Consider the following 11,708-nt stretch of genomic DNA (forward strand, 5'->3'; position numbering starts at 1 on the left):
TGAATGATGTCCTTGAGCCCAACATCCAGTCACCCATCACCCGCCGGCGGTAACAGCATGATTGAGGTCACCGAGGTTTCCATTGCCCAACTGCGTGCTGCGCTCGAATCGGGCCAGACGACGGCGGTTGAACTGGTTCAGGCCTATCTCGCCAGAATCGACGCCTACGACGGCCCCGACACGCCCACCGCCCTCAACGCAGTGGTGGTTCGCAACCCCGATGCGCTCAAGGAAGCGCAGGCGTCCGATGCCCGTCGGGCCAAGGGCGAATCGCTGGGGCCGCTCGATGGCATTCCCTATACGGCCAAGGACAGTTATCTGGTGAAGGGGCTCACCGCAGCCTCCGGAAGTCCCGCCTTCGCGAACCTGATTGCTTATCGCGATGCGTTCACCATCGAACGGCTTCGTGCCGCTGGCGCAATTTGCCTGGGCAAGACCAATATGCCGCCCATGGCCAACGGCGGCATGCAGCGCGGGGTGTATGGCCGGGCCGAGAGCCCGTACAACGCTGACTATCTCACCGCCCCCTTCGCCTCGGGCTCATCGAATGGCGCCGGTACTGCAACCGCCGCCAGCTTCGCGGCATTTGGCCTCGCCGAAGAAACCTGGTCGAGCGGACGTGGCCCTGCGTCGAACAATGGTTTGTGTGCCTATACGCCTTCGCGCGGAGTGATCTCGGTGCGCGGGAACTGGCCGTTAACGCCGACCATGGACGTTGTCGTGCCGTTTGCCAGAACCATGGCCGACCTGCTCGAAGTGCTCGACGTGGTGGTGGCGGATGATCCCGACACACGAGGCGATCTGTGGCGGATGCAACCTTGGGTGCCCATCCCGAGTGTCGCCTCGGTGCGTCCCGCTTCCTATGGGTCGCTTGCCGCGAATACCGATGCCCTCGCTGGCAAACGCTTCGGCGTTCCTCGTATGTACATCAACGCGGATCCCGATGCCGGCACGAGCGATGCGCCGGGTATCGGTGGTCCGACGGGCCAGCGAATCAACACCCGTCCCTCGGTTATCGGGCTCTGGGAAGAGGCTCGCAAGGCACTCGAAGCCTTTGGGGCCGAAGTGATCGAGGTCGATTTCCCGCTGGTCTCCAATTGCGAGGGTGATCGTCCTGGAGCACCGACGGTGTTCAACCGCGGCCTGGTTTCCAAAGAGTTCCTTCACCATGAGTTGTGGGATCTGACGGCTTGGGCGTTCGACGATTTTCTGCAGGCCAACGGCGATCCAAAACTCAATCGCCTGGTCGATGTGAACGGGCCGCTGATTTTCCCGCACGACCCGGGGACGCTGCCCAACCGTGAGGGCGACCTTGCCGCTGGCATGGACGAGTATGTGCGGATGGCCGAGCGCGGCATCACCCCCTGGGACAAGATCGCCACGGTGCCGGACGGGCTACGCGGCCTTGAGCAGACGCGCCGAATCGATCTTGAAGACTGGATGGATCGGTTGGGGCTCGACGCAGTGATCTTCCCGACGGTGGCCGACGTTGGGCCGGCGAATGCCGATGTCGATCCGAAGTCTGCGGACATCGCATGGAGTAACGGTGTCTGGGTCGCCAACGGCAATCTCGCCATCCGCCACTTGGGGGTTCCCACGGTCACGGTGCCGATGGGAATCATGCCGGACATCGGCATGCCCGTCGGACTGACCTTCGCCGGTCGGGCCTATGACGATTCGACGCTGCTGCGCTTGGCTTCGGCGTTTGAGTCGACGGGGACGAAGCGATTGATCCCGCCGCGAACCCCACCGTTGTCGGGTGGTCAGAAATAGGAAGGGCGGGATTGGCGCACGGCACACGCGCCAATCCCGCCCGGTAACGGTAAGCCAGAGCAGTCTGGCTGCACTCAAACCGTCGCTCGCAAAAATAGTGTGCAGCGCAGCCGATGTGTATTCCCGGCAAAGGTGCAGTGTCTTGTCTTTCTAACGCAGTCCTGTCCAGGTTGAAGGGTGGATTTCATGAACAACATCATCTACATCGTCGGGGTAGTTGTTATCGTCGTGGTTATCCTGTCGTTCCTCGGGTTTGCATAGCCTCCAAGACCCTGCAAAAGCCAGTTTCCCTGGCAGCCGTCCCGATGCGCTCGGCTATCGGCCCAGCAGAGGTGCCAGCAGTGCACACATGCTGCGCCAGTGCGAACCCTCCCAGTAAACCCGTTGGCAGGCTTCGCAGCGCAGGAAGTGCGAATAGAGGGCGCCAACGCGGGGCGGCACCTGCAACCGGGCCACTTCCGGGCTGATCTCGTGCAGCGGCAGATTGCAGTGCAGGCACAGGCTGAATGGCCGCGCAGTACGCGCCAGGTCGAGGCGCTCGTACAATTCGCGCAGCTGCAGCGACGGTTTCAGGGCATGCACGTAACAGCCGTGGCTGATGATCCGCCGTTTGAGCAGTTCGCGGTCGCGGGTTAGCACAATGCGTCCTTGCTGCGCTGCGATCTCGGCGATCTCGCCGTCCTCGAAGCCATTGTCGTAGAGGGTGTCGAAGCCGCTCATGCGCAGCAGGTTGGCCAGCCCGCCAAGGTGCGCATCAGCGATAAAGCGCAGTACCCGTAAAGGTTGCGCACGAACCTTGAGCAGCGGGCTAATGTCCAGCGCTTCGAACTTGGGATACACCGCCAGCCGGTCATTGTCGAAAATCACCCGCTCCAAGCCCACCGACTCGCCATTGAGCAGCACCAACTCGACCTCGGTGTGCGGTATTCCGAGCGCTTCGATCATGTGCTTGACCGTCGCCCCGCGTGCGCACTCGCAGGTGAAGGACTGCCGCCGCCGGTCGGCCGGCAGGAAATCGTTGAGCTCCTCGTAGAAGCGGAAGGTTGCACGGGTCATGTTAAACAGTATGGCAGGGCTGCAGCGCTGGTTAACCTTTCAACGCCGCTTCAATCGCAGCGATGTCGATCTTGCCCATCCCCATCATGGCGTCGAATGCACGCTTGGCCGCCGCTCGATCAGGATTGGCTATCGCGGCGGTCAGCACGCGTGGCGTGATCTGCCACGACAGTCCCCACTTGTCCTTGCACCAGCCGCATACATTTTCCTGGCCGCCGTTTCCGACGATCGCTTTCCACAAGCGGTCGGTTTCGGCCTGGTCGTCGGTCGCCACCTGGAACGAGAAAGCCTCGTTGTGCTTGATCTCCGGCCCGCCGTTCAGCCCCAGACAAGGGATACCCATCACCGTGAACTCCACCGTCAAGACATCGCCCTGTTTGCCCGCCGGATAGTCGCCAGGCGCGCGAAGGACAGTTCCCACGGCGCTGTCCGGGAATGTCTGGGCGTAGAACGTCGCAGCGTCCAGCGCGGTGCCGTCGTACCAGAGACAGATCGTGTTCTTGCTGATCATCTTGGTTCTCCAGAATTGGCGTGTTATTCAGTGCCCTCGGTCATGACCGACGGGTGTTTGTTCAGACGATTGACCGCGAACAGAATGGACCGTTTCGATGACGCTCTATTAATTTTTGCACTCCGACAACACTACCTGGCAGGTATTGGGCGTACCCCCGGATCGGCCAGCATAACGAATGCAATTATCCATGGATTTTTTGCGAGCCATGCTCAAGGTATCGCCCCAAGCCAGGCCGCCCTCGCCGGCAGTGGGTATCGCTTTTGCGTAGCAGTTTGAGCCTGTATTTGAGGCTGAATAGCGAGCCGTGGAAGCTTTGCCTGCACATCCCGCCATCAGCGCCAGGTTGATCGCGAGCAGGGAGGGCAGGACCCATGACGAACACTGGTGCGCTTTTCCGGTCATCCCGTTTCCCCTGAGGCTAGAGGCGTGTTTGTGCTGGTGCTCTACTCAGATTAGTCGACCCATGGCCGTGGCTTCGCTACTATTTTCATAGTTTGCAAAGTCACAACCGTCGCTTGATCAGAGGAGACGCAGCATGGACCGATTCACCGGCGGTTGCCTGTGCGGCAACGTCCGAATCGAGGCGTCGGGACACCCATACCGGGTCGGCCTTTGCCACTGTCTCGATTGCCGCAAACATCATGGGGCTCTGTTTCACGCCTGCGCGATATTCCCTCAGGACGCGGTGACGATCGAGGGCGAAACACGCGACTATGCCGGGCGGTTTTTCTGTCCTCGCTGCGGCTCCTCCGTTTTCGCCCGCACCGGCGACGAAATCGAAGTGAGCCTGGGATCCCTGGATACCCCTGACCAACTGACACCTACCTACGAAAGCTGGATCGTGCGTCGCGAATCCTGGTTGCCGCCGTTTCCGCTAACGCGACGATACGAGCACGATCGTGACGCCACGGGGCGCTTTGAGGAGTAGGTCGGATGTACGGTGCGAAGACGCCGAGAACGGACACCGCCGTGTGGCCGAAGAGATCAATCGGCATATCCAGCAGATTTACGACGAGGCGCGGCTGGTCGAAAGCCTGGCCAACTCTGCGCAAGAAGACTCAGGCTGGCTTTCGCTTCTCTCGAATGAACTGAACGGGCTGGTGGGGCGCTTCAAGTCGTAGAGGCAAGCCGATAGCTGCCTCTCGTGAGGGGCTGCTATCGACCGAGGCTGTGTAAAAAACGTTATCTCCAGTTGTCAGGAGAAGTCAGTAGCTCCTCTCCTGGCAAAACTCACCCGTCCCGCAACAGTTCCAGGGCACGATCAAAGTCGAACAGCTCCACCTGCTCCGCGACCAGAACCAGGCGTTTGGCCAAGGCGCGATCGAGTGACAGATTGCGCAGTTCGGTAAGCGCTTCCATGGCCGCCGTGTCACTTTCGGCCAAAAGACCTTTGAGCCTGTTCAGTTGCTCGCTCAACTTGGGGCCATTCTGCAGGCCATCGCTCATCGATGCAGGGGCGTTTGCAGTCAGGTCAGCCAGGGCCGCCAAGGTCGGCAGCAGGCAACTCTCGACCTCCGTCGCCAGCTCTTGCATCACCGTAGTGGACTCGCCGTTCTGGCAGGCCTGTTCCAGCACAGCGGCAGCCTGCGCCACGGTTTTAGCACCGATGTTGCCGGCCGTGCCACGCAGGCTGTGAGCCACTCGTCTGGCCGCGCCAGCATCCGGGTCAGCCAGTGCCGCCTGGAAATGCTCGGCAAAGCCTGTCTGAGAGTCGCGAAACTTGCAGAGCAGACGAAGATAGAGTTCTCGCCGGCCCATGCAGGTGGCTAGGCCTGCAACCATATCAATGTTCGCAAGACGATCCGGCAACCCATCCGGCAGGCCTGCATTTGGCGATGATGGTGCTGCCTGGGCAGCGGTGTGTGGCCTGATCCATTTTGCCAGTGTGGCGAACATGTCATCGACATCGAGTGGCTTGGATATATGGTCGTTCATGCCACTGCTCAGGGCTTGCTCGCGGTCACCGTCCATGGCGTTGGCAGTCATGGCGATCACCGGCAAAGCGTTAAAGCGCGGCTGCTGGCGAATCCGCTGGGTGGCGGTGTAACCGTCCATCACTGGCATCTGGCAATCCATCAACACGCCGTCGAAGTTGCCATCCTCGGCCAGGATGTCCAGAGCCTCCTGGCCGTGCCTGGCCAGTTTCAGCCGTATTCCGACACTCTCCAGCAGCTCGCAGGCCAGTTCCTGATTCAGCTCGTTATCTTCCACCAGCAGCAGCCGGGCTCCATTCAGGCTGGCTAAAGTGCTGGCATTCTGTTGGGAGCGTTCGCCGGCCCGAGTATCGCCCTGCGGGCCTTTGCCCAGCACCACACCGATGGCTTCGAGCAAAGAGGACGGCGTTACTGGCTTGGTCAGCACCACCGGTAACTGGATGCCCTGGCGCTCGGCTTCCTCGCGCGCCTCTTCGCGGCCGAAGGCGGTGACCATAATGACCGACGGCGTATGCATCAGGCTGGCGGAATGCATTCTGCTCACGGTTTCCACGCCATCCATGCCGGGCATCCGCCAGTCCATCAGCACCAGATCGTAGGGCAGCGCCTTATGCTCGGCGTCGGCCAACATGCGCAGCGCCAGACTACCGTTATGCGCGACATCCACTTCCAGGCCAAAGCTGCGCGCCATGCCCGAGAGGATTTCACGGGCACTGGCGTTGTCGTCCACGACCAGCACCCGCATACCCAGCAGTTCATCGGCCTTGAACATACGACGAGGCTGAACGCCTTGCTGCACGCCGAGGCGCACCTGGAAATGGAACGTGGAGCCGACTCCCGGCTCGCTCTCAACCCAAATGTGGCCGTCCATCAGCTCCACCAACTTCTTCGAGATGGACAAACCCAGCCCAGTGCCGCCGTATTTGCGCGTGGTCGAGCTGTCGGCCTGACTAAACGACTGAAACATGCGCGAACACTGATCGACGGTCATGCCGATGCCCGTGTCGCGCACCCAGAAATGCAGTTGCACGCGGTCGTCCTGCACACCAACTTCTTCCATACCAACCACAATTTCGCCGCGTTCGGTGAACTTGGCAGCGTTATTACCCAAGTTAATCAGCACTTGCCCCAGGCGCAGGGGGTCTCCGAGTAGTGCAGTGGGTAGATCGGGCGGGGTCTGGAACAACAATTCCAGGCCCTTGTCCTCGGTTTTCAGGCCAATCATGGCGGCGAAGCTGTCGAGTACGTCCTCCAGGCGGAAGGGGGTCTGTTCGAGGCTCATCCTGCCGGCCTCGATCTTGGAAAAATCGAGGATGTCGTTGATGATCCCCAGCAGGTTCTCCGCCGAGCGGTGCACCTTTTCAATGTAGTTGCGCTGGCGACTATCCAGATCGGTACGCAGCGCCAAGTGGCTCATGCCGATGATGGCGTTCATGGGCGTGCGGATCTCGTGGCTCATGTTGGCGAGGAACTCGCTCTTGGCCTGGGTCGCGTCCTCGGCCGCCGCCCTTGCCTCTGCCAGTGCAGTCACGTCGATGTTGATGCCGGTTGCGCGCAAGGGCTTGCCGTCAGGTGTACGTGAGAAGCGGGTGAGCGATTTGAATGTGCGCACCCGCCCATCGTTTTGCCGCACGATGCGAAAGTCGAACTCGGTGCGATCATCATCACTTTGGATTGCGCGCTCGAACGTGCTACTGGCACGCGCCATGTCATCCGGATGCACCAGCGCCTTCCAGTGCTCCAGAGTGCCACCGAATTCGCCAGGCTCAAGCCCGAACAGCGTTTCGAGCTGTGGCGTCCAATAGTTTTTGCCGCTGATCAGATCAACGTCGAACAAACCGATGTCGCCGGCCTCCTGCGCCAGGTTCAGGCGATCGCTGGCAATACGCAGCTTGGCCTCCATCGCCCTGCGCTCGCTCACGTCGCGCACCGAGGCACAAACGCAGACGCCACGGCCCTCCAGGCGGGGCAGATGGGACAGGCCAATTTCCACGGAGAACAGGCTGCCGTCCTTGCGCACACCGCTCAGATCATCCAGGTCGCCGCCCATCTGCCGGGTGCCGCCGCTGGCAATGAACCCGTCGCGTAACTTGACATGCCGCTCGCGGGCAGCCTGCGGCACCAGGCGCTCGATGCTGGCACCGATCAGTTCGCCCTGTTCATAGCCAAACAGCGTGTCCATTTGCGGATTGGTCATCAGGATGCGGCCGTCGGCCCCCAGCACCAGCATACCGTCCGGTGCCGCCTCGATAATGCCGCGGTACCAGGCTTCGGTGGCGCGCAGTGCTGCCTGCTGGGCCTCCAGTTCACTGGCCTGGCGTTCCAGTTGCAAGGTTTGGGCCCCCATCTCGTCAGCCTGGCGGCGAGTTTCCTGCAGCAACGCCTGGGCCGCCTCGCTGCGTTCCATAATGGCCATGGCACCGGCCAGCCTTGGTAGCACTTCCTGCAGCAGCAACGCCTCGTTCTCTTCCAACGGGCGAAAGCCGGCCATTTCCATAACCCCCAGCAGACGCTCGCCACGCAGTACGGGCTGAACCAGCAGATGGCTGGCGGGAGCTTCGCCCAACTGTGTGCGCACACGCCAGAACTGCTCAGGCAGATCCTTGATCTGGCGGGGTTGGCGATCCAGCGCACACTGGCCAAGTAGCCCTTCACCGAGCTCGAGTTCAGCGCGCAGCGGCCGCTCACTGTCCACCGCATAACCACCCAACAATTGCAGGCGTGGCGCGCCTTCATAAAGCACGTACAGCGCCCCTTGGCACATGCCCAGCTGTGGCGCGATGCGGCCGAAAAAAACCTGGGCCAACTGTTGCGGCGTCTCTGCCTGTTGCAGATCCACTTGCAGGAGCGAGGCGTGGGCTTTGACCCAGCGTTGGCGCTCAAGTTGACAAGCCTCCAGTTGCAACGTGGCGATGGCGCGCGCCAGGTCGCCGGTTTCGTTGCGAAGGTCGGTGTGAGGGATCTGACCGTCCAATTTACCGGATGCCAGCTCGTCAACCGCCGCGCGTACGCGATTCAGCGGCACGCGGATGGAGTGACTGACCAGCCAGGTCAACAGCAAGGCCAGCGTCAATCCGCCCAGCAGCAACACATAAGTGATCGTGCTGCTGTGCTGCGCATATTCGGCCAGATTCTTCGCCGTATCGTAGATGTCGGCTTCCTTGTTTTTTTCTATCTGCAGAAGCAGCTCTTCGCTTTCCTGCTCCCGCGCGAGAAATTCCTTACTGTTGAGTAACATCAGCGCCTGACCCAGGGAGCCCTTGCCAGCCAGTTCCAGTGCTTCATCGCCATTTTTCTGCAGGCGCTGCAAGACCACCTCAAACTCCAGCAAGCTGTTGAGGCTGCTCTGTCGCCGCAGCGTTGGGCGAACCTGCTCCAGGGCCTCGTGCAGACGCTCCTGGGCGACGTCCATCTGCGCTCTGGCGCTGATGCGGATGTCCGCGTTGCTGGTAGCGACGGCGCGTTGCAGTGCCAGCAACAGATGCGGAAGCCGCACCCGAATCTCCTGCACATGCTGGATACCGACCAGATCCTGTTGGTACAACTGCTGCATTTCGTACCTGAGTGAATACTGGGTGCGCAGGCTTTGCACGCCAAGCACCAGGATCAATACCAGCAACGCAGCGAAACCGATAATCAATTTATTGCGCAGGGACAGGCGCTCGAGCAGCTCGAACAGTCTGTTCATATACCGCCTCATTCAGCTGGGTGTGCATAAGGATGCAAGGGCTCAGGGCTGCTCAGCGATCTTCTCCAGCGAGGCTAACTGCTTGGCCATGTCCTGATCGCTGTCGGCGAACCGCTCGGCAATTTCCCGGAACCGTTCGGCATTGGCCAGAAAGGTATCGCAGATGTCTGGGTCGAAATGCGAACCCCGGCCTTCGCGCATAATTTCCACCGCCTGCTCATGGGGCATACCGGGCTTGTACACGCGGCGGCTGATCAGCGCATCGTAGACATCCGCCACGGCCATCAAACGGGCGCTGATGGGGATGTCGTCGGTGGCCACCCCTTGCGGATAGCCACTGCCATCCCATTTTTCCTGGTGGCCATAAGCGATTTCCTTGGCCAGATGAAGGAAGTCGACGCCTATCCCTAACTGATCCTCGGCGTGTTGGATGGCATCGCGCCCCAACGTCGTGTGGGTCTTCATGATCTCGAACTCTTCCGGAGTGAGACGTCCCGGCTTGAGCAGGATGCGATCGGGAATGCCGATCTTGCCGATATCGTGCAGCGGTGCCGACTTGAACAGCAGCTTGATGGTTTCCTCGTCGAGGAAGTGGCGGAAGCGAGGATGCTCGCGCAGTAGCTCGGCCAGCAGTTTGATGTAGTGCTGGGTACGGCGAATGTGGTTGCCGGTTTCGTTGTCGCGGGTTTCGGCCAGCGATGCCATGGCGTGGATGGTGACGTCCTGGATGGCAATCACTTCGCGGGTGCGGCGCTGCACCTCCTGCTCCAGGAATTCGTTCTTGTCACGCAGGAAATCCGCAGCCGCCTTGATCTTGATCTGGGTAGCGACCCTGGCCATGAGCACCGGGGGGATGATCGGTTTGGTGATGTAGTCCGCGGCGCCCAGGCTCAAGCCGCGAATCTCGTCCTCTGTGGCAGCCATGGAGGTCAGGAAAATGATTGGAATATGGCGAGTGCGGGGGGCAAGCTGGAGCTGCCCGGCAACCTCGTAGCCGGACAGGCCCGGCATCATGATGTCCAGCAGGATCAGGTCTGGAAGTGGGTCGCTCTGGAGAAGACGCAACGCTTTCTCGCCGCTGTTGGCTGCCTTGACCCGATAGCTGTCCTTGAGTAACTCGGCTATCAACATCAGGTTGTCGGGGGTGTCGTCGACTACCAGAACGGTGGCTGATGGATAAACGCTCTGCATGCTATCCATAGATGTTGGCTCCCTAGCCTGACAATTAAGGAGAGGCCGTACATACGCCATTCCCTTGCTGGCAAGCGTAGCTAGGAAAATCTGCAATCGCTAGGAGAAAGTCGGAGGCTTGTGGGTGTCCGTTTCTGGCTGATTTCTGCCTGTTGCGACTGACCGAAATCGGACCCAATGCGGACATCAGGCATCAGTCGTTGACCTGCCTCGCCTGTTATTTCGAGTCACGTCCCTTGAGTACCTCACCCAACGCCAAAGAGGACCTGATCGCAGTACAGAAAGGGCTGGAAGAGGAGGCCCAAAGGCGCCGCGAAGCAGAGATGGCCGCCGCTGAACAATCCACTCCGGATGCGGCCAATACCCAAAGTACCAAAAGTCGCCGAGCAGCGATCAGGCAAGGCGACTTTTCGCATGAAAGCCTAAGACGAAGCGACGGCCAATTTGAATCATCTTCAAATTCTGCCGTTTGACGCTATTTATAATGCTGCTCAAACACCGCCACCTGATCCGGCGTGATCAGCTGAAAGGGCACCCAGACATCCGTCTCGACCGGCTCCCCTTTGATCATCTTGATGGCCGCTTGCAGCGCGCTGGTCGCTTGCGCTTTGGGGTCTTGAAAGACCGAGGCTACGAGCATTCCACGCTTGATGGCCGCCAGACCGTCAGGCAGGCCGTCGATGCCGACAATTGCAATCTCGCCCTTGGCTTTGCCGGCTTGCTGCAGTGCCATGGCGGCGCCGATGGCCATCTCGTCGTTGTTGGCCACGATGGCATCGAAGTTGGCGCCGGCCAGCAGCCAGTTGCTGGTCAGGTCCATCCCTTTGTTGCGCTGCCACTCGGCACTTTGTTGTTCGACGATCTTGATCCCGGGATAGTCCTTGAGCACTTGATTGACGCCTTCGGTGCGGTCGTGCGTGGAGTTTTGCGCCAGGTCGCCCTTGATGATCGCAATGTTGCCTTTGCCCGCCATCTTTTCAGCCAGGTAGCGCATTTGCAGTTGCCCGGCCTCAACGTCGTTGGACGCCACCGTGACCACGCCTTTGGGCAGGACGCGTTCGTCCGGATGGCGGTTGACGTAGACCAGCGGTATTTTCGCTTCGACGGCGGCGCGAGTCATGTTGGCGGTGGCGGCGGTGTCCACGGGCAGGACGATGACGGCATCCACTTTCTGGCCGAGAAAGCCCTGAATCTGATTGAGCTGGCGAACCACATCGCCCTGGGCATCCTCGAACTGGATCTGGACGTTCTCCTTCCTGGCGGCATCTTCCAGGCCGCTGCGCACATAGGTCATGAAATTGTCGTCAACCCTGGCAATGCTGACGCCGATGCGATAGCTGGCGGCGGCCCATTGGCTGAAGAGGAATAACAGCGTGGCAAAAAGAAGTGTGCAGCGACGCATGATGGTTTTTCCTTTTTTGTTATGAGTTGAAATTCATCAAGATCAAAAAAATGCGTAATGCGATCTGTAGCAGCTGTCGAGCCTGCGAGGCTGCGATCGGCTGCGAAGCAGTCGTGAATCCGGCTGATGCGGTCTGCCTGACACACCGCG

Annotated in this window: 9 protein-coding genes; 3 read left to right on the forward strand and 6 right to left on the reverse strand. The window is 60.4% G+C overall.

The window, feature by feature from the left end:
- Positions 1–57: 57 nt before the first annotated feature.
- Positions 58–1,773, forward strand: coding sequence for an amidase (locus PMI36_RS25350; RefSeq protein ID WP_032830107.1), 1,716 nt, complete (start codon positions 58–60; stop codon positions 1,771–1,773).
- Positions 1,774–2,088: 315 nt separating this feature from the next.
- Here the strand turns inward: PMI36_RS25350 and PMI36_RS25345 are convergent, their stop codons facing one another.
- The 3 genes from PMI36_RS25345 to PMI36_RS31860 form a co-directional block, all read right to left on the reverse strand.
- Positions 2,089–2,829: a Mut7-C RNAse domain-containing protein gene (locus tag PMI36_RS25345; protein ID WP_008068214.1), complete on the reverse strand. Its 741-nt coding sequence runs from the start codon at positions 2,827–2,829 to the stop codon at positions 2,089–2,091.
- 31 nt (positions 2,830–2,860) lie between these two features.
- Positions 2,861–3,340, reverse strand: coding sequence for a VOC family protein (locus PMI36_RS25340; RefSeq protein ID WP_008068215.1), 480 nt, complete (start codon positions 3,338–3,340; stop codon positions 2,861–2,863).
- Positions 3,341–3,448: 108 nt separating this feature from the next.
- Entirely contained in the window at positions 3,449–3,745 is a 297-nt protein-coding gene (locus PMI36_RS31860) for a hypothetical protein (RefSeq protein ID WP_081499225.1), read from the reverse strand.
- Positions 3,746–3,878: 133 nt separating this feature from the next.
- Between PMI36_RS31860 and PMI36_RS25335 the strand changes: the two genes are divergently transcribed.
- On the forward strand, positions 3,879–4,271 hold the full coding sequence (locus tag PMI36_RS25335; protein WP_008068216.1) for a GFA family protein: 393 nt from the start codon (positions 3,879–3,881) through the stop codon (positions 4,269–4,271).
- 43 nt (positions 4,272–4,314) lie between these two features.
- Positions 4,315–4,464, forward strand: coding sequence for a hypothetical protein (locus PMI36_RS31670; RefSeq protein ID WP_443216680.1), 150 nt, complete (start codon positions 4,315–4,317; stop codon positions 4,462–4,464).
- Positions 4,465–4,573: 109 nt separating this feature from the next.
- On the opposite strand, the gene PMI36_RS25330 is transcribed toward PMI36_RS31670, so the two are convergent.
- The 3 genes from PMI36_RS25330 to PMI36_RS25320 form a co-directional block, all read right to left on the reverse strand.
- On the reverse strand, positions 4,574–8,965 hold the full coding sequence (locus PMI36_RS25330) for a response regulator (protein WP_008068225.1): 4,392 nt from the start codon (positions 8,963–8,965) through the stop codon (positions 4,574–4,576).
- Between the two features lie 42 nt (positions 8,966–9,007).
- Positions 9,008–10,165, reverse strand: coding sequence for a response regulator (locus tag PMI36_RS25325; RefSeq protein ID WP_008068227.1), 1,158 nt, complete (start codon positions 10,163–10,165; stop codon positions 9,008–9,010).
- Between the two features lie 466 nt (positions 10,166–10,631).
- Positions 10,632–11,558 carry a sugar ABC transporter substrate-binding protein gene (locus PMI36_RS25320; protein ID WP_008068229.1) on the reverse strand — a complete coding sequence of 309 codons (927 nt, stop codon included), beginning with the start codon at positions 11,556–11,558 and terminating at the stop codon, positions 10,632–10,634.
- Positions 11,559–11,708 lie beyond the last annotated feature (150 nt).

The sequence above is a fragment of the Pseudomonas sp. GM79 genome (genome assembly GCF_000282495.1).
Taxonomy (GTDB): Bacteria; Pseudomonadota; Gammaproteobacteria; order Pseudomonadales; family Pseudomonadaceae; genus Aquipseudomonas.